Annotated in this window: 22 protein-coding genes, 1 tRNA gene and 1 pseudogene; 7 read left to right on the top strand and 17 right to left on the bottom strand. The window is 68.5% G+C overall.

Features of this window, described 5'->3' with window-relative positions; genetic code table 11:
- The first annotated feature begins 3 nt into the window (after nt 1-3).
- Nucleotides 4-411: a peptide-methionine (R)-S-oxide reductase MsrB gene (msrB, locus tag QNO21_RS10365; RefSeq protein WP_257517870.1), complete on the top strand. Its 408-nt coding sequence runs from the start codon at nt 4-6 to the stop codon at nt 409-411.
- 14 nt (nt 412-425) lie between these two features.
- Nucleotides 426-962: a nitroreductase family protein gene (locus QNO21_RS10370; protein ID WP_257518379.1), complete on the top strand. Its 537-nt coding sequence runs from the start codon at nt 426-428 to the stop codon at nt 960-962.
- Between the two features lie 5 nt (nt 963-967).
- On the opposite strand, the gene QNO21_RS10375 is transcribed toward QNO21_RS10370, so the two are convergent.
- Nucleotides 968-1,852 (bottom strand): DMT family transporter, encoded by an 885-nt coding sequence (locus tag QNO21_RS10375; RefSeq protein ID WP_374211400.1) that lies wholly within the window; start codon nt 1,850-1,852, stop codon nt 968-970.
- A 178-nt stretch (nt 1,853-2,030) separates the two neighbouring features.
- Between QNO21_RS10375 and QNO21_RS10380 the strand changes: the two genes are divergently transcribed.
- On the top strand, nt 2,031-3,032 hold the full coding sequence (locus QNO21_RS10380) for an SDR family oxidoreductase (RefSeq protein WP_257517872.1): 1,002 nt from the start codon (nt 2,031-2,033) through the stop codon (nt 3,030-3,032).
- A 229-nt stretch (nt 3,033-3,261) separates the two neighbouring features.
- Here the strand turns inward: QNO21_RS10380 and QNO21_RS10385 are convergent, their stop codons facing one another.
- The 5 genes and pseudogenes from QNO21_RS10385 to QNO21_RS10405 form a co-directional block, all read right to left on the bottom strand.
- Nucleotides 3,262-3,558, bottom strand: a complete 297-nt coding sequence (locus QNO21_RS10385) for a LacI family DNA-binding transcriptional regulator (protein ID WP_306813219.1) — start codon at nt 3,556-3,558, stop codon at nt 3,262-3,264.
- 328 nt (nt 3,559-3,886) lie between these two features.
- Nucleotides 3,887-4,291 carry an arsenate reductase ArsC gene (locus QNO21_RS10390; RefSeq protein WP_257517873.1) on the bottom strand — a complete coding sequence of 135 codons (405 nt, stop codon included), beginning with the start codon at nt 4,289-4,291 and terminating at the stop codon, nt 3,887-3,889.
- A gap of 51 nt (nt 4,292-4,342) precedes the next feature.
- Nucleotides 4,343-5,446 (bottom strand): ACR3 family arsenite efflux transporter, encoded by a 1,104-nt coding sequence (gene arsB, locus QNO21_RS10395; protein ID WP_257517874.1) that lies wholly within the window; start codon nt 5,444-5,446, stop codon nt 4,343-4,345.
- Nucleotides 5,443-5,790 carry an eS19 family ribosomal protein gene (locus QNO21_RS10400; RefSeq protein WP_257517875.1) on the bottom strand — a complete coding sequence of 116 codons (348 nt, stop codon included), beginning with the start codon at nt 5,788-5,790 and terminating at the stop codon, nt 5,443-5,445. The genes arsB and QNO21_RS10400 overlap by 4 nt, the downstream gene beginning before the upstream one ends.
- Nucleotides 5,787-5,987 (bottom strand): annotated as a pseudogene (locus tag QNO21_RS10405) (flavoprotein); the annotation flags it as partial. The pseudogene QNO21_RS10405 and the gene QNO21_RS10400, both read right to left, overlap by 4 nt.
- A 121-nt stretch (nt 5,988-6,108) precedes the next feature.
- Between QNO21_RS10405 and QNO21_RS10410 the strand changes: the two are divergent.
- Together QNO21_RS10410 and QNO21_RS10415 are read left to right on the top strand one after the other, a co-directional pair.
- Nucleotides 6,109-6,495, top strand: coding sequence for an ArsR/SmtB family transcription factor (locus QNO21_RS10410; RefSeq protein ID WP_257517876.1), 387 nt, complete (start codon nt 6,109-6,111; stop codon nt 6,493-6,495).
- Nucleotides 6,496-6,540: 45 nt separating this feature from the next.
- Nucleotides 6,541-6,789 carry a hypothetical protein gene (locus tag QNO21_RS10415; protein ID WP_285178392.1) on the top strand — a complete coding sequence of 83 codons (249 nt, stop codon included), beginning with the start codon at nt 6,541-6,543 and terminating at the stop codon, nt 6,787-6,789.
- A gap of 44 nt (nt 6,790-6,833) precedes the next feature.
- Here QNO21_RS10415 and QNO21_RS10420 read toward each other — a convergent pair whose 3' ends face one another.
- The 3 genes from QNO21_RS10420 to QNO21_RS10430 form a co-directional block, all read right to left on the bottom strand.
- On the bottom strand, nt 6,834-6,998 hold the full coding sequence (locus QNO21_RS10420; RefSeq protein WP_257517878.1) for a hypothetical protein: 165 nt from the start codon (nt 6,996-6,998) through the stop codon (nt 6,834-6,836).
- A 482-nt stretch (nt 6,999-7,480) separates the two neighbouring features.
- Nucleotides 7,481-7,556 (bottom strand) — tRNA-Thr (locus tag QNO21_RS10425).
- Between the two features lie 90 nt (nt 7,557-7,646).
- The gene (locus QNO21_RS10430) at nt 7,647-8,618 is read right to left on the bottom strand and encodes a DsbA family protein (RefSeq protein ID WP_257516062.1); all 972 of its coding nucleotides are present in this window, start codon (nt 8,616-8,618) and stop codon (nt 7,647-7,649) included.
- 201 nt (nt 8,619-8,819) lie between these two features.
- Here QNO21_RS10430 and QNO21_RS10435 point away from each other — a divergent pair, with 201 nt between their 5' ends.
- Nucleotides 8,820-9,923 (top strand): ABC transporter ATP-binding protein, encoded by a 1,104-nt coding sequence (locus QNO21_RS10435; RefSeq protein ID WP_257517879.1) that lies wholly within the window; start codon nt 8,820-8,822, stop codon nt 9,921-9,923.
- Between the two features lie 71 nt (nt 9,924-9,994).
- The gene (locus QNO21_RS10440) at nt 9,995-11,308 is read left to right on the top strand and encodes a DUF4032 domain-containing protein (RefSeq protein ID WP_257517447.1); all 1,314 of its coding nucleotides are present in this window, start codon (nt 9,995-9,997) and stop codon (nt 11,306-11,308) included.
- Between the two features lie 9 nt (nt 11,309-11,317).
- On the opposite strand, the gene QNO21_RS10445 is transcribed toward QNO21_RS10440, so the two are convergent.
- From QNO21_RS10445 to QNO21_RS10480, 8 genes are all read right to left on the bottom strand, one after another.
- Nucleotides 11,318-11,956, bottom strand: coding sequence for an NAD(P)-dependent oxidoreductase (locus QNO21_RS10445; protein ID WP_257516235.1), 639 nt, complete (start codon nt 11,954-11,956; stop codon nt 11,318-11,320).
- A 210-nt stretch (nt 11,957-12,166) separates the two neighbouring features.
- Complete coding sequence (locus QNO21_RS10450) at nt 12,167-13,096, bottom strand: NAD(P)-dependent oxidoreductase (protein WP_257517880.1); 930 nt, start codon at nt 13,094-13,096, stop codon at nt 12,167-12,169.
- Nucleotides 13,093-13,884, bottom strand: a complete 792-nt coding sequence (locus QNO21_RS10455; RefSeq protein ID WP_257517881.1) for an ABC transporter ATP-binding protein — start codon at nt 13,882-13,884, stop codon at nt 13,093-13,095. Before QNO21_RS10455 ends, QNO21_RS10450 begins: the two co-directional genes overlap by 4 nt.
- Nucleotides 13,881-15,752 carry a branched-chain amino acid ABC transporter ATP-binding protein/permease gene (locus QNO21_RS10460; protein WP_257517882.1) on the bottom strand — a complete coding sequence of 624 codons (1,872 nt, stop codon included), beginning with the start codon at nt 15,750-15,752 and terminating at the stop codon, nt 13,881-13,883. Before QNO21_RS10460 ends, QNO21_RS10455 begins: the two co-directional genes overlap by 4 nt.
- The gene (locus tag QNO21_RS10465; protein WP_257517883.1) at nt 15,749-16,630 is read right to left on the bottom strand and encodes a branched-chain amino acid ABC transporter permease; all 882 of its coding nucleotides are present in this window, start codon (nt 16,628-16,630) and stop codon (nt 15,749-15,751) included. Before QNO21_RS10465 ends, QNO21_RS10460 begins: the two co-directional genes overlap by 4 nt.
- A 21-nt stretch (nt 16,631-16,651) precedes the next feature.
- On the bottom strand, nt 16,652-17,878 hold the full coding sequence (locus tag QNO21_RS10470; RefSeq protein WP_257517884.1) for an amino acid ABC transporter substrate-binding protein: 1,227 nt from the start codon (nt 17,876-17,878) through the stop codon (nt 16,652-16,654).
- 148 nt (nt 17,879-18,026) lie between these two features.
- Nucleotides 18,027-19,055 (bottom strand): LacI family DNA-binding transcriptional regulator, encoded by a 1,029-nt coding sequence (locus tag QNO21_RS10475; protein WP_257517885.1) that lies wholly within the window; start codon nt 19,053-19,055, stop codon nt 18,027-18,029.
- Nucleotides 19,056-19,082: 27 nt separating this feature from the next.
- Entirely contained in the window at nt 19,083-20,207 is a 1,125-nt protein-coding gene (locus QNO21_RS10480) for an MFS transporter (RefSeq protein WP_257517886.1), read from the bottom strand.
- Between the last annotated feature and the right edge of the window lie 69 nt (nt 20,208-20,276).

Consider the following 20,276-nt stretch of genomic DNA (forward strand, 5'->3'; position numbering starts at 1 on the left):
GACATGACGTACGCGGTGAACAAGAGTGAAGACGAGTGGCGCGAGGAGCTGGGCCCGGAGCAGTACGCGGTGCTGCGGCAGGCGGGGACCGAACGCCCCTGGACAGGTGAGCTACTCGATGAGAGCCGGGCGGGGCTGTACGCCTGTGCGGCGTGCGGCGCGGAGCTGTTCCAGAGCGGAACCAAGTTCGACTCGCACTGCGGCTGGCCGAGCTTCTACGAGTCGGTGCGGCCCGAAGCGGTCGAGCTGATCGACGACTCGAGCCACGGGATGGTGCGCACCGAGGTGCGCTGCGCCAACTGCGGCTCGCACCTGGGGCACGTGTTCCCCGACGGATTCGGCACGCCCACCGGCGACCGCTACTGCATGAACTCGCTCGCGCTGCAGTTCACGCCGGAACAGCAGGCGTGACCGCACGCGACGCGATGCGGCGTCGCCGGTCGCTGTCGAAGGTGACCGACGACGCCCCCACGCACGACGAGCTGCTCGAGCTCGTCGGCGCGGCCGGTCGCGTCGCCGACCACTCCGAGCTGAAGCCCTGGCGGCTGATCGAGCTGCGCGGCGACGACCGGCTGACGCTGGGGCGCGCGATCAACAAGGCTCTCGGCGAGAAGGGCGCGTCGTCCAAGCCGTTGCGCGCTCCCCTGCTGATCGCGGTCGTCGCCAGCTATCGCAAGAGCGAGAAGGTGCCGCACTGGGAACAGCAGGTCGTGGCATCCGGCGTCGCCCACGCCCTCAGCCTGCTGCTCGACGAAGCCGGCTGGGGCGTCATCTGGCGCACCGGCCACTACACCCGCGCCAAGGCGGTCGCGAAGGCGCACGGTCTGAAGAAGAACGAGCGCCTGCTCGGATGGCTCTACGTCGGCGGGAGGCCGGAGCGCTCCCGCGAGGGGCGTGACAAGGTGATCGACGCCGAGAAGTTCGTCAGCCGGATGCCGGCACCCAAGAAGCCGATCACGTAGCGGCGTCAGCGCGCGCGGCGCCGGCGCCACGGCACCGCCGCGACGACGACCGAGGCGAGGGCGACGCCGATCATCGTCAGCGATGCAGCAAGGCTCGGGCCGGCGGGAGCGGGCCAGGCCGCGTCGAGCGCCAGGGAGGCGAACAGCTGCCCCACCACCGACGCGAGTCCGAGCAGCAGAACCCCGGTGTGCACCACGAGCGCCGCGCCGAGGAAGATGTACGCCACCCCGAGCGCGCCGCCGAGATACAGCCACGGGTCTGTGGGCAGCGCGGCGGGTGCCCCCGAGACGGCGATGCTCACGGCGGCAAGCACCGCCAGGCACAGGCTGCCGCCGATGAAGTTCACCAGCGTCGCCGTCAGCGGCGTCCCCACCCGCTGGCGCAGTCGTCCGTTCGTCGCTTGCTGCCAGGCGATGCCGACACCCGCGGCGAACGGGAGCAGCAGCATCCACAGCGGCACCTCGACGGTGCGCCCTGTCAGTGCGATCGCCACGGCGACAAGCGCCAACGCGCCCCCGAGCACGCGACCCGGGGTGACCGCGACGACGCCTGAGGGTCCGTAGCCGGCGCGATCGAGCACGAGGGCGCTCACCGTCTGGCCGGCGACGACCCCGACGGTGAAAAGCGAGACGCCGATGATCCCGACGGCCAGCCCCTGAGTGGCCACGGTGAGGGCGCCGGCCGCACCGCCGCACAGCATCCAGAACGGGATGCGACGCTCCCGCACCCCCGATGCCAGTCGCGCGAACCCGCGGCGGCCGGCCGGCAGCGCGGCAGAGATGACGGTGAGGATGAGCAGGCCCGATCCGAAGGAGATCAGGGCCGCGACGAGGCCGTCTTCCAGCCGCACGCCGAGCTGGCCGTTGATCCTGGCCTGCACGGCCGTCATCACGCCGATGAGCACCGCACCCGTCAACGCCACCCAGACAGGGAGGCGGGGGGCGTCGTCGTGCACCGAGGAAGTCTAGCGGCGGGCGCGGGCGCGCCCGGTGCGGGCAGCCTCAGACACACCACGGGCGCCGCTTCAAGCCCCGTGACCTGATGCCGCAGATGACTATCGTCGTCCCATGAGCTCACTGCGCGTACTCTTCCTCGGCGGCACCGGCACCATCAGCACCGCGTGCGTGCGCGCTGCCGTCGCCGCAGGCCATGACGTCTCCGTCCTCAACCGCGGCAACCGCGACCGCGACCTTCCCGGTGGGGTTCGCCGTATCACCGGCGACGTGCGTGACGCCGACGCGGTGCGCGCCGCGGTCGGCGGGGGCGTCGACGTCGTGGCGGACTTCCTCTCGTTCGTCCCCGAGCACGTCGAGACCGTGCTCTCGGCGATCGAGGGTCGCGTCGGGCAGTACATCTACATCAGCTCGGCATCCGCTTACGAGAAGCCCCCGCGCTACCTGCCGGTCACCGAGTCGACTCCGCTGCGCAACCCGTTCTGGCAGTACTCCCGCGACAAGATCGCCTGCGAGGACCTGCTGGTCGGCGCCCACCGCGACCGGGCACTTCCGGTGACGATCGTGCGGCCGTCGCACACCTACGACGAGACGATGATCCCGACGACAGGCGGATGGACCGACATCGCCCGCATGCGCGCCGGCAAGCCGGTCGTGATCCACGGCGACGGCACGAGCCTGTGGACGATCACCCACTCCGACGACTTCGCCGTGGCCTTCACGGGCTTGCTCGGCAACCCGGCCGCGATCGGCGACGCCTTCACCATCACCGGCACTCACGCCCCCACCTGGAACCAGATCTACGGCTGGCTGGCGGATGCCGCGGGGGTCTCCGAGCCGCGCTTTGTGCACGTAGCCAGCGACACGATCGCCGCGGCGCTGCCCGACGTCGGTCCCTCGCTCGTGGGCGACAAGGCGCACTCGATGATCTTCGACACCGCGAAGGTCACGCGCCTGGCGCCCGAGTTCCGCACGACGGTCACGTTCGACGAGGGCGCCCGCCGCATCCTGGCGTTCTACGACGCGCACCCCGACCGTCAGCGTGTCGACGAGAAGCTGGATGCCGCCTTCGACGCCCTGGTCGCCCACGCCGACGGTGTCGCCACGGCCGACTGAGGGCCGGGCAGGGCCGACATCGCTCGAGTGTCGCGAATGGTGGCGGCCCGCGGCTGGAACCCGCCTTTCGCGACACCGGAGCGGCCCCGCTACGCAGGGGCGTGCGCGCAGGGTCAGCTTGCCGCGGCTTGCCGCACCTGGGCGACGATGTCGGCCGGCGACCGGCGCCACGGGGGGGGCAGGCGTCGCCGCAGCCCATCGTGATCACGACGTCGGCCTGACGTCCGCGTCAGGCAGCGGGACCCGCGTCAGGCTCCGAAACCGGCGCTGCGCCCCGCCTGCGCGCGAGCGCCTGGGCCGACGGGTCAGGGGTGTAAGCGAGCTCGTGAATCGCGCGGGTCACCGCCTCCCACACCGCGAAACTCACCCGCGGATCGTGATTGATCACACGCGAGACTGTCGATCGCGACACGTGGGCTGCCGTGGCGACATCCTCGATCGTGGGTGCTTTCTCGACGCTCATCGATTGACCTCCAAGACGTGGCGTACCCCTTGTACGTCGAATCATGAGCAGGGGGATCGACATTTCGCGCGTCGGTGCCCTGCGGATGCTCACGGCGTTGCGTCGTTCTCCCCGCGGGCGAGTGCTGAGTATGCCGAGCTGAGTTCTCGCCAGCGGTCGAGCCAGCTTCCGGGCTCACCGCCCGCCACGAGCGCCTCCAGGTCTTCCGCGTGCGCCTGCCAACCCGCCCCGTGATCCGCGTACCCCGCGTCTGCACGACGGAGACCGCTTCGAGATGCACGTGGTCACCGCCGACGGGCAACACATCCGCGTGTTCGGGTCCCCACCGGAGGACACCTTCACCACCGTCGAGGTTCTGCTCGCGACCGAGGAGTGACGCCGCCCAGCGGGCTCAGACCAGCTCGCTCACCAGCTGCTCGATCCGCGTGCGGATCTCGTCGCGGATCGGACGCACCGACTCGATGCCCTGGCCGGCGGGGTCCTCGAGCTTCCAGTCCTCGTAGCGCTTGCCGGGAAAGATCGGGCAGGCATCCCCGCATCCCATCGTGATGACGACGTCGGATGCCTGCACCGCCTCAGTGGTGAGCACCTTGGGCTCTTCGGCGGTGATGTCGATGCCCACCTCCGCCATCGCCTCGACGGCGATCGGGTTGATCTGCTCGGCGGGCATGGACCCGGCGGAGCGCACCTCGATGCGGTCGCCGGCGATGTCACGGAGGAACCCGGCTGCCATCTGGGATCGGCCGGCGTTGTGGACGCAGACGAAAAGGACGGACGGCGTGGTGTGGGTGGTCATGGTGATTCCCGGTGAGAGAGAGCGGTCAGGTCAGGTGGTCGGCGACGATGATCACGGGGTCACCCGTTCGCCGGTCACCGGGTCGGTGCGGAACCAGGCGCGCGCCGCCCACAGCGAGACGTACACCAGCCCGACGAGCACGGGGACCTCGATCAGCGGGCCGACGACACCGGCGAGGGCCTGGCCGGAGGCGGCGCCGAACGTGCCGATGGCAACGGCGATGGCGAGCTCGAAGTTGTTGCCGGCCGCCGTGAACGCCAGGGTGGACGAGCGGGCGTAGGTGAGGCCCAGGGCCTTGCCGGTGAACAGCCCGGCGAACCACATGACCGCGAAATACACCAGCAATGGCAGCGCGATGCGGGCGACATCGCCGGGGTGGGCGATCACCTGCTCCCCCTGCAGGGCGAACAGCAGCACGATGGTGAACAGCAGTCCGTACAGGGCCCAAGGTCCCACACGCGGCAGGAAGGTGCATTCGTACCACTCCCGCCCCTTGCGGCGCTCGCCGATGAGGCGCGATGCGAATCCTGCGACGAGGGGGATGCCGAGGAAGATCAGCACGTTCAGGGCGATCTGCCCGACGGAGATCTCCAGCCCCTGCGTATCCAGCCCCAGCCAGCCGGGCAGGACCGTCAGGTAGAACCAGCCGAGCAGCGAGAACGCGACGACCTGGAACACCGAGTTGATGGCCACGAGCACGGCGGCCGCCTCGCGGTCGCCGCAGGCCAAGTCGTTCCAGATGACGACCATGGCGATGCACCGCGCGAGGCCGACGATGATGAGCCCCGTCCGGTACTCGGGGAGGTCCGGGAGGAACACCCAGGCGAGGGCGAACATCAGCGCGGGACCGGCGATCCAGTTGAGCACCAGCGACGAGACAAGCAGCTTCTTGTCGCCGGTGACGGCGGCGATCTTGTCGTAGCGGACCTTCGCGAGCACCGGGTACATCATCACCAGCAGCCCGACCGCGATCGGGATGGAGAGCCCGCCCACTTCGAGCGTGACCAGCAGATCCGAGACGGCGGGCACGAACTGACCGAGCAGCAGGCCGGCGACCATGGCCAGACCGATCCACAGCGGCAGCCACCGGTCGAGCTTCGACAGGCGACGCGTGGGCGACGGAGCGGTCGCGGAGGTGCTCGTCGCGGCGGTCATGCGGGTGGCACCTCGCGCGACGCGGCATCCTGATTCGACATGCGTCCATCGTGACAGTTCTCAAACCAGGCGCCGTCGACCAGGGACCGTCCCGCCGGCGTGGCGACGTACCCGTCGCCGTGACGGCGTATCCACCCGAGGTTCTCCAACCGCCACACGACCTGCGACGCCATGCGGGGCAGCCCGTCCTTCTGGCGCTCGGACATCGACGGCTGCGCCGCCGCCCACTCCACCGCGATCTCGTCGACGGTGATCGGTCCGCACGCGGCTACGATCTGCAGCACACGCCGGCGCACGCCGGTGAGATGCCGGCGGACGTGGGTCTGTTCTGACGGACGGGTCACGAGCAGCAGCCGCCGCCGGAGGTCTGATCGGTGGAGCAGACGCCGGTTGGAGGCAGCACCAGCTTCACCTGAGTGGCGGCGGCGGTGTCGCCCGCGAGCCACGCGACGACCGAGCGCACCTGCTCATATCCGGTGGCCAGCAGGAACGTCGGCGCACGGCCGTAGGACTTCATCCCGACGATGAAGAACCCTCTCTCGCTCGTCGCGGCACGGGGCGCCAGGTCCAGCAGTGTCACGGGTTACCTCCGGGCATCGACAACAGTCGATATAGTCCTAACCGACATATCGATGCTTGTCAATATTTGCTAGTGTCGATGCATGGCCACCGCCCTCGACGCATCAGAAGTCAGTGCTCCGTGCTGCACGGCCACCCTGTCGCGTGAGCCGATCTCGGCAGCCGAGGCAGAGCGCCTGGCGACCATGATGAAGGCCTTGGCCGACCCGGCTCGACTGCGGCTGCTGTCGATCGTCGCGGCATCCGAGGGTGGCGAAGCCTGCGTCTGCGACCTCATCGAGCCCCTCGGGCTCAGCCAGCCCACGGTGTCGCACCATCTGAAGGTCCTCACCGCGGCGGGCTTTCTCAGCCGCAGCAAGCGGGGCACGTGGGCATACTTCTCGCTTGTTCCCGGTTCGCTCGAGCGCGTGGCAGAGGTCTTTGCCGCGGGCGGTCGAGCTGGCGGCGGCAGCCGTCCACCGCACGGTTGAGGGGCATTCAAGCACCCCGGCCGGATGGAGGGCTGCGCTACGTTCGTGACCATGACAGAGCGCGGGGCGGCACGGCTGATCACGGCGGGCGTGATCGCAGCCTCACTGGGATTCGTCGTCGCTCTGGTTTTCGTATTCCAGCCATGGCGCGCATGCGATAACGAGGACGTCGCCATCGCCTGCACTGCGCTCCCCCAAGACACGGCCATGACGATCGCGGGGATCGTCGTCTTGGTCGCGGGCATCGTCGCCATCTTCTGTGGAGCGCTCGAGCACAGGGTGGCCACGAAGTAGCGCGACTTGTCCGTGGGCCGATGTCTGCCGTGGCCTATGGAGAATCAGCCGCTCCGGTTGTGGCGCTTTCTCCGCACAGCGATGACTACGCCGATGATCGCCGGAAGCACGAGCAGAGGCCAGATCAGCTCGATGTTGATCACCACGAGGAACATCACGCATACACCGACAATCACGCATTTGACCTTGACCGGGTAGGGCAGCCACACCCAGCAATCCTTGATGTCGCGTCCTACCCTGGCGCCCAACCTACGAAGCACTCCCACCCTCTGCCTTCCGCCGGCTGCTGCTCTCGCTGTCTCTCTCGAACGTATAGGGCAATACGCGGCCACCTTGCGGAGCTGCGACGCATTGCCGGCCTCACCGCGCCGGTAACTGCGGCAGTTGATCAGTCTGGGCGCTGACGTGAACGCGGTGGACGACGCGAACCGGCTTGTTTTCACCGAGGTCATACAGATGAAGCTCGCCGACGCGGATCTTCAACCCGTATACGACTTGTGGTTGAACAGCCGCATCTCGACTTCACGACCAAGTCTGTCGATGGCCTGTCACCGCTGCGTGCAGCGAGCAGCGGCCGTTTCGGGCATCGATTCTGCAAAGGATGAGGGCATATCTCGCAGAGCACTCCCAAAGCACCTGAAGAACTCCGGCGCTTGCATCTCAGCTCTGCCAACAGCCCGGAGGTGGAGTGTGGTGCCGGCTACAGGACTTGAACCTGCAACCCCCGTATTACAAGTACGGTGCGCTACCAATTGCGCCAAGCCGGCTGGTGCCCTTCTCCGCGAGGAGCGATGGGCCACACAAGTCTAGAGCGTCACGACGCGGCATCCTCGCGCCGACGACGTGCCGCTGCCGGCCTACGGGGTGGGCGTCGGGGTGGGCGCCGGCGCGGGAGACGGCGAGCCCTGGTAGTACGCGTCACTCGCGAGCGTCATGACGAACTGGGCGAATTCCGCCGGGTCGTCGAGTGCGCCGACGTACGGCTCGCCGTTGACGAGCACGGTGGGCGTGCCGGTGAGGGCGAGGTTGTCGGTGCCCGGAATGCGCTTCAGCGCACCATCGGTGGCTTCGCGCACCCACGAGGCGAAGCGCCCCTCTTCGATGCACGCGCGCACGTCCTTCGGCGCGTCCACGCCCGATGCCTGAGCCAGGTCGGCAAGCTCCTCATCGGACATGCCGGCGTCGTCCACGCCCGGCTGCTTGGAGAGCAGCTCGTTGGTGTAGGAGAAGAAGGCCTCTTGCGAGTGCGTCGCCACGCACGCCGCTGCACTGGCGGCGCGGAGGGAGTACTTGGTGCCGTTGGACTTCGCGCTCAGCATCGCCACCGGATGGTACGTGAGGCTCGCAGAGCCGTCTTCGACCCACGCGGCCAGCTGCGCCATGTTGGCCATCTGGAAGGTGCGCGACCCCTCGGACAGGTAGTCGACGTAGACCCGGATGTCGACGGCGGCGTCGCCCTCGGCCGGGGCGGTCGCTCCGGGGGTGGCTGCCGGGGCGGCGGGCTCGGCCGGCTGCGCCGTGGCCTCTGCGGCCGCGGCATCGGTGTCCTGCACCTGCGCCGTGCCGATCGCTCCCGCCACCGACGAGATCGCGAATCCATTGTCGGTGACGTTCTCGGGCGCCGCCTGCGGCTTCGACGCGTCGGACGAGAAGGCCCACACGAGGGAGACGGAGATGACGGCGATCAGCGCGAGGCCCACCGCGGCCATCAGCGATCGCTGCACGATCCTCATGCGCGCCTGCCGCGCCCGCACCTGCTGCGCCTTTTCGCGCACCGCTTCGCGGGCGTCGCGCCGGGCGGGGGCGTTCGAGGATTCGTCGCTGGACATGGAGACCTTCTAAAAGAATGCGGCCGGGTGTCCGGCTGATGCCGCTCGGGGTGCGCGGCTGGTCCGATGCTAGTCAGAGTGCCTGGGAAAAACCCAGACGTGGCATACTGAACGCACGCCCGATGACGGGCGCGCGGGCATCCCCCCGCTCATTCACTACGGATCGTCCGGCACGTACCTGCCGGTGAAGGAGAAGAGACCATGGCGTCCGTCACATTCGACAACGCAACGCGTCTGTACCCCGGGGGCACGCGCCCCGCTGTGGACAAGCTCAACCTCGAGGTCGCCGACGGTGAGTTCCTCGTTCTCGTCGGCCCGTCGGGCTGTGGCAAGTCCACGTCGCTGCGCATGCTGGCCGGCCTCGAAGAGGTCAACTCCGGCCGCATCCTCATCGGCGACCGCGACGTCACCGACGTGCCGCCGAAGGACCGCGACATCGCGATGGTGTTCCAGAACTACGCGCTGTACCCGCACATGACGGTCGCCGAGAACATGGGCTTCGCCCTGAAGATCGCCGGCGTCGGCAAGGAAGAGCGCGCCGCCCGCGTGCTCGAGGCCGCCAAGCTGCTCGACCTCGAGGAGTACCTGACCCGCAAGCCGAAGGCACTCTCGGGTGGTCAGCGTCAGCGTGTCGCCATGGGCCGCGCCATCGTGCGTCAGCCCCAGGTGTTCCTCATGGACGAGCCGCTGTCGAACCTCGACGCCAAGCTCCGCGTGCAGACCCGCACCCAGATCGCGTCGCTCCAGCGCCGCCTGGGCGTCACCACCGTCTACGTGACCCACGACCAGACCGAGGCCCTCACCATGGGTGACCGCATCGCGGTGCTCAAGGACGGTCTGCTGCAGCAGGTCGGCACCCCGCGCGACCTGTACGAGAAGCCGAACAACGTGTTCGTCGCCGGCTTCATCGGCTCGCCCGCGATGAACCTGTTCGCCGCCGACCTCGCCGAGGGTGGCGTGCGCTTCGGTGACGAGGTCGTGCCGCTCGACCGCGACACCGTCGGCCGCGCCAACGGCAGCCAGGTGACCGTCGGTGTCCGCCCCGAGGACATCGTCGTCGGCCCCGCCGACGGCCGTGGCCTCTCGGTCATGGTGGACCTCGTCGAGGAGCTCGGCGCCGACGGATACCTCTACGGCCACACCGAGATCAACGGCAAGCGCGCCGACCTGGTCGCGCGCGTCGACGGTCGCAACCACCCGAACGCGGGCGAGACGGTCACCCTGGCCGCGAGCGCCGGCCACGTGCACGCGTTCGACATCGAGTCCGGCGAGCGTCTGAACGACAAGCCGGTCGTCTCGGCCTGATCCGACAGCAACCGCGCGGCGCGGGTAGCCTTGGGGCTACCCGCGCCGTGTCGTTTCCGCCAGGAGTTCCCGTGTCTTCAGCCCTCAGCATCACCGCGAGTTCGGTCGACCCCGGCCTCTTGACACTCCCCTGGTCCACTTCTCTCGCAGAGTGGCCCACACACCACATCGTGTTCCTCCCGAAGGGCCTGTCGCGCCACCTGGTGCGATTCGCGAACCTCTCCAACCGCGTGGTCGCCATCAAGGAGACCACCGAGCAGATGGCCCGGCGTGAGTACGAGATGCTCGGCAACCTCGCCCGTCTCGACGTGCCCTGCGTCAGCCGGGTGGCTGTCATCGCCGGCCGCACCGACGACGACGGCGACCCGCTGCCGGCCGCGCTCGTCACGGCGCACCTCAAGTTCTCCCTCCCCTACCGGGCCCTGTTCACCCAGGTGCTGCGGCCTGACACGGCATCCCGCCTCGTCGACGCCCTCGCGGTGCTGCTCGTGCGTCTGCACAACGTCGGGTTCTTCTGGGGCGACGTGTCGCTGTCGAACACCCTGTTCCGGCGCGATGCCGGCGCGTTCGCCGCCTACCTCGTCGACGCCGAGACCGGCGAGCTGCACGAGTCGGGCCTGACCCGCGGCCAGCGCGAGCACGACCTCGACGTCGCGCGCACGAACATCGCCGGCGAGATCATGGACCTCGAAGCCGGCGGCCGGCTCGAGGGCGGGGTGGATGCCGTCGCCATCGCCGACGGCATCGTCTCGTCCTACCACTCGCTGTGGGGCGCGCTGACGGACCGCGAGACGTTCTCCGCCAACGAGTCGTGGCGCATCACCGAACGCGTCAAGCGCCTCAACGACCTCGGCTTCGACATCGGCGAGATGTCGATCGAGTCCACCTCCGACGGCACCCGCGTGTCGATCCAGCCGAAGGTCGTGGATGCCGGGCACCATCAGCGACGCCTCTTGCGGCTGACGGGACTCGACGTCGAAGAGAACCAGGCGCGCCGGCTGCTCAACGACCTCGACGAGTTCGCCGCCCGAGTCTCACGGCTGGGGTCGGACGAAGACATGGTCGCCCACGAATGGCTCACGCGCGTCTTCGAGCCGGTCGTGAAGGCCATCCCCTGGGACCTGCGCGCGAAGCTCGAGCCGGCAGAGGTCTTCCACCAGGTGCTCGAGCACCGCTGGTACATGTCGCAGGCGCGCGGACGCTCGGTGCCGCTGGCCGAGACGCTCACGAGCTACATCGAGAACGTGCTGCGCCACCGCCGCGACGAGGCGACGGTCGTCGGCCCACAGACCGAGACCCTGTCACTTGCGATGATGGCGCAGACCGAGGCGATCCCCGCCACCACCGAAGAAGAAGACGCCATCGACTGGCGCGACCTGGTCTGAGACCCCGGGTCAGTACCCGACGGTGAAGCGCTCGCGCACGTGTCGCGGGTTCTCGATCTCATCGAGCACCGCGACCGCGAGGTCGGGGCCCGAGATGTACGACTCACCCGCCTCGTCGCTCACGAGCACGTCGCCGCCCTTGCGGTAGTTGCCGGTGCGCTCGCCCGGGTTGAACGCACCGAAGCCGGCCGCCGGATGCACGAAGAACCAGTCGCGCGCGGCATCCGTCGCCTGAAGGTCCTCGAGGATGCCGATGGCCTCGAACGCCTCGGACTTGAACTCCTCGGGGAAGTCGGTGTCGATGAGCCGCGGGCCGTCCGGGGCGACGAGACTGCCGCCGGCGCCGCCGATGACACCCACGCGCACATCCTCGGGGAGGGCGGCGATCAGTTCGCCGACGGCGTCACGCATCTTGCCTTCCATGTCGCCGCGCGGCGAGGTCGCCACCACGACGACCTCGACGCCTTCGAGCTGGCCGACGAGGGTGGGCACATCGAGGATCGTGCCGACGAGGTACATGGCCCCCTCGATCCGGTCGCCGGGGAGGGTGCGGGCGACCGAGATCACGGTGTGACCGCGCTCGAGCGCTTCGGTGACGATGTTGCGGCCGGCGAAGCCGGTTCCGCCGATGACGGCGATGCGGGTCATGGTGTTCCTTCCGTCAGGCGTTCTTCGGTAGCAAGGCGCGCGGTGGCGAGCGCGTTCCCGTCGCTCCGGCAATCATGCCAGGACCGGCGGCACGACGCGTCGGACTGCCGGAAGGACGCCCTCGGCGACAGTGTCGACGCGAAGATCCCGGCGTGCGCGCAGCATCGGCGCGCGCCTGACCGCCGGGATCTCCGCCGTGCTTCTGAGACGTCAGTCCTCGAGCCCGTCCGTCACGTCGGCGTTCTCGGGCTGCAGCTCGAGGCCGGCGCCGCGCGCGACACCGACCAACAGCGTCGCGAAGTCGCGTTCGGTGTTGCCTTCGCCGACCTGCTGCGCGACGATCTGGCGCGTCGCGGAAGCCACTGGCATGGGGGCCCCCAGGCGGTAGGCGGCATCCAGGCCCAGGTCGAAGTCCTTTTGGAGCAGCGGCATGGTGAAGGTGGGGGTGAAGTCGAGGTTCACGAACGCGGGCGTCTTGTAGCCGGTGAAGATCGACCCCATGACCGACTCGTTGAGGAAAGTCAGGAAGGCGGCACGGGAAACACCGCCCTTCTCGGCGAGCACCGTGATCTCCGCAAGAGACTGGGTCACGACGCCGAGGAACACGTTGTGCGCAATCTTCACCAGCCGCGCGACCTCGCCCTCGCCGACGTAGGTCACGCCGCGTCCGAACTCCTGCAGGACCGGTTCGATCTCGTCGAACACCGCACGCGGACCGGATACCGCCACCGTCAGTTTGCCTGCCGCGATCACGGCGGGGTTTCCCGAGACGGGCGTCGCGAGGAACGCGGTGCCGCGCTCGCTCGCGGCGGAGCGCACCTTCTCGCTCGTCGCCATCGAAACCGTCGAGACATCCGCCAGGATACGAGGACCGGACGCACCCGCCAGCAGCCCGTCGGCGCCGAGCAGCACCGCCTCCAGATCTTTGTCTGCGGAAACCATGCTGAACACGATGTCGCGATCCGTGAGGTCCGCGGGCCGGGCCACGTGGGTCGCTCCGGCGTCCACGAGCGGCTGCACCTTCGCGGCGGTGCGGTTGTAGACGGCGACGTCGTACCCGGCATGCAGCAGACGCTGGATCAGCTGCGTGCCCATGCGGCCCGCCCCGATCCAGCCGATGGTGGGCAGGTTGTCGGTCATGGTGTACTTCCTTCTTTCTGTGGGGGGTCTGCAACGACGGCGGTGTCGGTGTCGGTGTCGGTGTCGAGGTCCTTGCGAACAGCGCCGCCGAAGTAGAGGTCGGCGATCTCCGGGTTATCCAGCACCTGGTCGGCGGGGGCGGTCATCAGCACGCGCCCGCTCTCCATCACGATGCCGGTGTCGGCCATGCGCAGGCCGAACCGCACGTTCTGCTCGACCATGAGCACGGCTTTGCCCTCCTGGAGCATGATCGCGACGGCTTCGTCGATGACACCGAGCGACTTCGGGTCGAGTCCCAGCGACGGCTCGTCGAGCAGCACGAGGCCGGGATCGAGCATGAGGGATCGCGCGAACTCGACCATGCGGCGCTGCCCGCCCGACAGGTTGCCGCACTTGATGCCCGTGCGGTCTTTCACGAGCGGGAACAGATCGAGCACCCGTTCGTAGCGCTCCTTCACGAGGGCGCGCTGCCGACGGATGACGTATGCGCCCATCAGGATGTTGTCTCGCACCGTCAGGTTGGAGAACAGGCCGTTGGTCTGCGGCACCTGGGTGACACCGCGCGCGAGCACTTCGTGGGGCGGGAGTCCGGTGATGTCCTCGCCGTCGAGGTGAACGGTCCCGGCCGAGGGTGCCAGCAGACCGCTCACCACTCGCAGGACGGTGGATTTGCCCGCACCGTTGGGTCCGACGATGCAGCCGAGCTCCCCGCCGGCGACCTCGAGGGTGACACCCTGGAGCACGTTGCCTCCGCCATAGCCGGCGACGACTCCTTCGAGACGGATCATCGCCGCACCCCCCGTACGACCGCCACGCCGCCGGTCTTGGACTGCTGGTCGAGCAGATAATCGTCGCCGAGGTAGGCGTCGAGGACGACGGGATCCTTCTGGATCATGTCAGGCGGCCCCTCCGCGATCACCTTGCCCTTCGCCAGCACACGGATGGGATCGCACAGGTCGAGCACGAACGGCATGTTGTGCTCGACGAGCAGGAACGTGGTGCCCTGCGCGTTCAGCTCACGAATGAGATCGCCCATCCGCGCGATGAGCGTCGGATTGATGCCGCCCGCGGGCTCGTCGAGCATGATCAGCTTCGGGTCGAGCATGAGCACCTGCGCGAGCTCGACGAGCTTCTGCTGGCCGTAGCTGAGGGAGGAAGCGGGGGCGTCGCGGTAGGCCGACATCCCGACGAAGGACAGCAGCTCCTCGGCTTTGGCCGCCTCGGTCCCGCTCACCGCGCCCAGGCCGAGCTGGCGGAACGAGAAGTCGCGCAGCGGTGCCACGAGGTTCTCGAGGACCGTCATCTCGCGGAACAGGCGCGTGATCTGGAACGTGCGTCCGATGCCGCGGTGGGCTCGCGACCACGGGTTGCGCCCGAGTGCCTCGCCGTCGAACAGCACCTGTCCCTCGTCGGCGGTCATGGTGCCGGAGATGAGGTTGAACACGGTGGTCTTGCCGGAGCCGTTGGGGCCGATCAGCGCCGTGATCGATCCTTCAGGCACCGTGAACGTGCAGTCGTCGACGGCGTGATTACCGCCGAAGCTCTTGTGGAGCCCGCGAACCTCCAGGAGGGGCCGGGCCGCAGCCTTCGGCTCGGTGCGTTCGACCACGACTGCAGGGCGCGGTTCAAGCCGCGCTCCCGACAGTCCGACCGACCCCCGTGTGCGCGCCTTCACCAGCACCGAACGGATGCCGGGGATGATGCCTTGCGGAAGGAGCACGACGAGGAGGACGAGGAGCCCGCCGAACAGCACGAGACGGGCGTTGCCGCCACCGAACGAGTTGTTCGCGAGGGCGTTGAGCGGCTCGATGAGGAACGCGCCGAGGACGGGTCCGAAGAGCGTTCCCCGACCACCGAGGATCACCGCGAGCACCATCTGCACCGAGATGATGATGGAGAACATGCCCACCGGGTCCACGAACGACAGGTAATACCCGTATACCGCGCCCGCCATGCCGACGAACACTGCGCTGAGGCCGAATGCGAGCACCTTGTAGATCGGAGCGTTGATGCCGATCGTGCCGGCCTTGCCCTCGTCCTCCCGGATGGCGATGAGCCCCGTACCGAATTTGGTGCGCCGGATGGCCCACGACATGAGCAGCGACAGGGCGAGCAGCACGACGAGCGCGAGGTGGAACGGCCAGTTGCGCCACTCCCGCGGCCAGTCCGGCAGGGGCAGGGTGATGCCGGCGCTGCCGTTGGTGACCTCGGTCCACTCGATCGCGACGAATTGCACGAGGAAGAGGAAGGCGATCGTGATGATCACGAAGGACGGACCGCGTGAGCGGTACGTCACGAGGGCAAGGAGCATCGCGATGAGCGCGGCGCCGATGCCGGACAGCGGCATCCAGACGAACGGGCTCACCTCAGGTGCGACACGGGTCATCACCGCCGCGATGTAGGCGCCGATGCCGAGGAATGCGCCCTGGCTGAGGGAGAGGTAGCCGGCGTAGCCCGTGATGATGTTGAGTCCGACGGCGCCGATTGCGAGGACGAGGGCGAGGATGACGGTGTTCTGGGCCGAGGCGGACGGCGATAGCGGGAACAGCAGCAGCACGACCGCGGCGACGACGAGGAGGACGCGCGAGCCGATCTTCCACAGCCGCTCGTCGAGCAGTCGGTCGCGCAGCGAAGGGGTGGTCCTGGGCGCGCTCATGCGACGGCGTCCTCTCGGAGTCGGGTGCCGAGGAGTCCCTGCGGTCTCACCAGCAGCACGAGGAAGATGATGATGAAGGGCACCGCGACCGGCCATGCGGCACCGATGTAAGCGGTGGCCAGCAGCTCCGTCACTCCGATCACGAGCGCCCCCACGACGGCGCCTGGGAGGCTGCCGAGGCCTCCGAGGACGACGATGGCGAGCAGACGCGCGATCCACTGGTAGTGGGAGCCGGGCAGGAACGGGTAGATCGTGCTGATCATCGCTCCGCTCGCCGCGAGGGTCGATATCCCGATCGCGAAGGTGGCGGCCGCGACGGTCACGACGCTGACTCCCACCAGGAGCGCGCCGTTCTCATTCACCGAGGCCGCGCGAATCGCCCGCCCGAGCCACGTGCGGTTGAGTACCAGCGCGAGGACACCCAGCACGACCACGGCGACCGCAGCAGCGATGAGAAGGGCTGTCGGCGCGTAGAACGGACCCATGACCAGCGAGGCGTCGGTATACGGCGTGCGCACCGAGTGCGATGTGTTGCCCCAGACGAACCCCATGATCCCCTCGAGCACAAGCGCGATCCCGAAGGTCGCAAGCACCGTCATGCTGACGTGCTGACCGCGGACGCGTTTGATTACCGTCACGTACAGCAGCCAGCCGACACCGAACATCACGATGGCGAGCAGCGGGATGGCCACGAGCGGATCCCAGCCCCACGCGCTCCACAGCGTGTAGGTCAGGAACCCCGCGAAGATGGCGAGAGCGCCATGCGCGAGGTTGATGACGCGCATCACACCGAAGATCAGCGTGAGTCCGGATGCCATCAGGGCGTATACCGCGCCGATGAGCAGCCCCAGGATGAGTGTCTGCAGGAGGGGGATCATGGGTGCACTGGTGTCCGGCGGTCAGAACGCCGGGCTCTTCCAGCGGAGGATGGTGTCGGTCGTGGAGGCGTCCTCCGGCAGCACGACCTGGGAGACGCCGTCCTGCCACTGCCCCACGAGGAAGTCGCCCTTCGGGCTTCCGTCGGCGTTCCAGCTGAGCGTGCCAAGGATCGTCGGGACCTCGTTGGCGCGGATCCAGTCGGCCAGTGCGCGCTGGTCTTCCAGCGAGCCGACCGCTTCGACGGCGGCGGCGAGCACGGTGGCAGCGGCGAACCCGTCAGCGGCGTCCTCGGGGGGCTCTCCCCCGAACATCTCCTCGTACTTGGCGACGAACTCGGTGTTGCCGGGTGTGTCGGCTGCCACGTGGTAGCTCGAGGAGAAGAAGACGCCCTCGGCGTTCTCGGCGCCGACGCCTTCCGCGTACTGCTGGCCGTAGGTCGGCGACGATGACTGATACAGGATCTCGGGGCTGAAGCCGGCCCGCAGCAGGGAGCGGACGAAGTTCACGCCATCCTCGTATTGCGCCCCCTGCACGATGATGTCGGCGTCGGCCTCCTTGATCGTGTTGACGATCGAGTCGAAATTCTTCGTCGTGGCGGGGTAGACGTCCTTGTAGACCGTCTCGATGCCCGCGGCCGAGAGGATCGCCTCGGCACCCTCGACGACAGGCCCGGCGAAGGGGTCGTCGAGCGAGGGATACGCGGCGGTCTTCGGTCGCTGGTCTTCGGGGAGAGCGGCCACCCACTCGGCGAAAACCTTCGCCTGGTCGGTCGCGACGGCCTGCTGAGAGAAGAAGATGAACTCGAACCCACGGTTGTACATGTCGGGTGAGCCGCAGGAGGGACAGACGAAGACCATCTCGGCACGCTCCGCGACGGACGATGCGGGGATATTCAGGAGCGAGGACTGGCTGCCGAGCAGCAGATCGACGTTGTCCTGATCGATGAGCGTGTTGTAGTTGGTGACGACGGTGTTCTGGTTGGTGGCGTCGTCTTTGACGATGATCTCGACGTCGCGGTCGAGCAGGCCACCCGCCTCGTTCTGGAGTTCAACCCAGACCTCGTAGCCTTGCCGCGTGTCGAGGCCGCCCTGGCTGAACTCGCCGGTCAGAGGCAGGGAAGCGCCGATCCGGATCGGACCGGCGTCGGTATCACCGGGCGCGTCGGCCGCGCACGCGGAGAGGACGAGGGTGGCCGCTGCGATGCCGGCGGCTGCCCCCAGGATTCGAGTGATGGCGGACCTCTGCATGGAACTAACCTCTCTGTTAGCTACCTCTGGCGCGCGAAGGGTCGGGCGCCGTCGCACCGATTCTGCAATCGATTGCACTGAACCTAGGACACAATTGCATCCAATGTCAACCGTGTTCGCCGTCCCGGTCTCAGACGACGACTCGACGTCACCCGCGCGGGGCAGGTCCGGTCGACTGCCGAACGATGAGCGAGACCGGCAGGGTGATCGTCACGCGCTCCTGCCCGATCGCTTCCGGCCCCTCGATCGCCGCCAGCAGACGGCGCGCTGCTTCGATTCCGATATCACGCAACGGGACGCGCACCGTGGTCAGCGACGGGGAGAAGTCTCCCGCGAACGGCATGTCGTTGAACCCCACGACGCTGACGTCGCGCGGGCAGTCGAGGCCGTGCGCACGCATCGAGCGAAGGACCCCAAGTGCTACGAGATCGTTGCCGGCGACGATCGCGGACGGCCGCGGCCCGGGGCGGGCGATCAGCTCGTCCATCGCCTTCTCCCCCGCGTCTGCTGTGAGGGCGACGTTGGAGATGACCTCCCCAGCCACACGCGTCTGCGCGGTCGATTGCGCGAAGGCGAGAGCGCGGGCGCGGGTGGTGGAGAAGTCGTCCGGTCCAGCCAGGTGCGTGATGCGGCGGTGCCCGAGCCCGACCAGATGGTGCACGGCAGCCGCGATTCCGGCCGCGTTGTCCGCCATCACAACGGGATATCCCGCCTGCGCATCGCGGTTGGCCATCACGATGCGGACGCCGCGCTCCCTCGCGTCGGCGAGGAAGTCCTGCGGCGCGAGGCGACCGGTCGCGAGGATGAGTCCGTCGACGCGTCGCTGCATGAGGGAATCGAAGGCGGCCGACTCGGCATGGTCGAAGCCGTCGGTGTTGGTGATGAGCGCGCTGTAGCCCTGGGGTTGCAGGAAGTGCTCGATTCCCCGCACGAGCGGGGGGAAGATCGGGTTCATGAGATCGGGGATGATGATGCCGATCGTCCGGGTGGATGCCGTGCGCAGACTCCGCGCCACGACATCGGGCCGATAGCCGAGTTCGCGCGCGGCGCGGCGGACGCGGGTGAGGGTCGCGGCGTTCACCTGGTGCTGCGTGCGCTCGTTCAGCGCCCGTGACGCGGTGCCCTTGTGCACTCCGGCGTGCTCTGCCACATCATCGAGGGTGACCCGTTTCGCCATGAGCCGACCTTAGCCAATCCACATCCTTCACTCGGTTTCGCGGGGTATGTACCGTACCCGCAGCAGCGAAGCGGCAAGCGTGAAGATGAGCGCGACGGCGAAGGCGACGGCGAAGAGGGCGGCATAGTCGCTCCGGGCGACCGCCCACACCCCCAATGCCGAGCCGAGGACTCCGCCGCCGAACAGCGCCACAGCGAACAGCGCCATCCCGAGCGGCCGCGCACCCATGACCACGTCGGTCGCCCAGGTCTGCAGCTGGGTATGCGCACACGACCACGCGAACCCGAGGAGGACGACGGCGACGATCGCTGTGCCGACCCCGCGCGTTGCCCACAGCACGGCGAACGCGGCGACAGCCGCCAACCCGCCGACGGCCAGCAGCGCCCATGCGGGGAGCTGCCGCACGAGGCGCCGCACGACGAAGCTCCAGCCCACCACCGCGATGCCGAAGGCTGCGAGAGCGAAGCCGGCGATGCTCACCGGCACGCCGTCCGCCTCGAGGGCGACCGGAATGAAGTTGATGACGCCCACCAGGACCGTTCCCTCGACGACCGCGAGGACGAGGACCACAGGAACCCAGGGATTACGTGCCAGACGTGGGAACGATGACCAGAACGCCACGGGTACTCCGCGGCCGCCTCTGCCCGCCAGGGCGAAGACGACGCACACCACGACGGCGACAAGGGCGCTGGAGAAGAAGGCGACCCGCCACGTCCACCACTCGGCGAGCGCCGCGGACAGCGCAGAGCCCACGGTCATCCCGAGCGAGAGCGCCGTGGCGAGGTTGACCGCCGCCACCGCACGCCGGTGGAGCTGCATCGTGTCGCCGATGTGCACGAGGATCGTCGGGACGATCGCCGCGAGGGCAGCCCCACTCAGGGCGCGGGCGACGGTGAGGGACGCCGCGTCCCAAGCGAGCCCCGACAAGAGCGCGCCCGCGCTCGCGATGCCGGCCGCGATCGAGAGCGTCGGCAACTGCCCCAGCCTCCCCGAGACGGCTGCCCACGGCACCTGGGTCGCGGCGTACGTCAGCACGTAGACCGTGACCGCCTGGGCGATCTCCGGGGGATCGGCGTGCAGATCGCGCGCGGCCGCGGTGATCATCGGCGCGAGAAGCGCACGGTCATAGAACGCGAGGAAGGCTGCAGCCATCAGTGCGACCGTGACCACACGCGCCCCACGCTCAGTCATGGGATCGCGGGGTTCGAGGTACGGCCCTCA

This window comes from Microbacterium sp. zg-Y818, from assembly GCF_030246905.1.
Lineage (GTDB): Bacteria > Actinomycetota > Actinomycetes > Actinomycetales > Microbacteriaceae > Microbacterium.

Bases quoted from the DNA above. Each gene is read 5' to 3' on its own strand.
- QNO21_RS10480 (WP_257517886.1), bottom strand. From the start codon at position 20,207: ATGGCTGCAGCCTTCCTCGCGTTCTATGACCGTGCGCTTCTCGCGCCG.
- QNO21_RS10450 (WP_257517880.1), bottom strand. From the start codon at position 13,096: ATGACCGACAACCTGCCCACCATCGGCTGGATCGGGGCGGGCCGCATG.
- arsB (WP_257517874.1), bottom strand. From the start codon at position 5,446: ATGACCGCCGCGACGAGCACCTCCGCGACCGCTCCGTCGCCCACGCGT.
- QNO21_RS10375 (WP_374211400.1), bottom strand. From the start codon at position 1,852: ATGACGGCCGTGCAGGCCAGGATCAACGGCCAGCTCGGCGTGCGGCTG.
- QNO21_RS10460 (WP_257517882.1), bottom strand. From the start codon at position 15,752: ATGAGCGCGCCCAGGACCACCCCTTCGCTGCGCGACCGACTGCTCGAC.
- QNO21_RS10445 (WP_257516235.1), bottom strand. From the start codon at position 11,956: ATGACCCGCATCGCCGTCATCGGCGGAACCGGCTTCGCCGGCCGCAAC.
- QNO21_RS10385 (WP_306813219.1), bottom strand. From the start codon at position 3,558: ATGTCGATCCCCCTGCTCATGATTCGACGTACAAGGGGTACGCCACGT.
- QNO21_RS10390 (WP_257517873.1), bottom strand. From the start codon at position 4,291: ATGACCACCCACACCACGCCGTCCGTCCTTTTCGTCTGCGTCCACAAC.
- QNO21_RS10470 (WP_257517884.1), bottom strand. From the start codon at position 17,878: ATGCAGAGGTCCGCCATCACTCGAATCCTGGGGGCAGCCGCCGGCATC.
- QNO21_RS10410 (WP_257517876.1), top strand. From the start codon at position 6,109: ATGGCCACCGCCCTCGACGCATCAGAAGTCAGTGCTCCGTGCTGCACG.
- QNO21_RS10430 (WP_257516062.1), bottom strand. From the start codon at position 8,618: ATGTCCAGCGACGAATCCTCGAACGCCCCCGCCCGGCGCGACGCCCGC.
- QNO21_RS10465 (WP_257517883.1), bottom strand. From the start codon at position 16,630: ATGATCCCCCTCCTGCAGACACTCATCCTGGGGCTGCTCATCGGCGCG.
- QNO21_RS10475 (WP_257517885.1), bottom strand. From the start codon at position 19,055: ATGGCGAAACGGGTCACCCTCGATGATGTGGCAGAGCACGCCGGAGTG.
- QNO21_RS10435 (WP_257517879.1), top strand. From the start codon at position 8,820: ATGGCGTCCGTCACATTCGACAACGCAACGCGTCTGTACCCCGGGGGC.
- QNO21_RS10370 (WP_257518379.1), top strand. From the start codon at position 426: ATGCGGCGTCGCCGGTCGCTGTCGAAGGTGACCGACGACGCCCCCACG.
- QNO21_RS10455 (WP_257517881.1), bottom strand. From the start codon at position 13,884: ATGATCCGTCTCGAAGGAGTCGTCGCCGGCTATGGCGGAGGCAACGTG.
- QNO21_RS10380 (WP_257517872.1), top strand. From the start codon at position 2,031: ATGAGCTCACTGCGCGTACTCTTCCTCGGCGGCACCGGCACCATCAGC.
- msrB (WP_257517870.1), top strand. From the start codon at position 4: ATGACGTACGCGGTGAACAAGAGTGAAGACGAGTGGCGCGAGGAGCTG.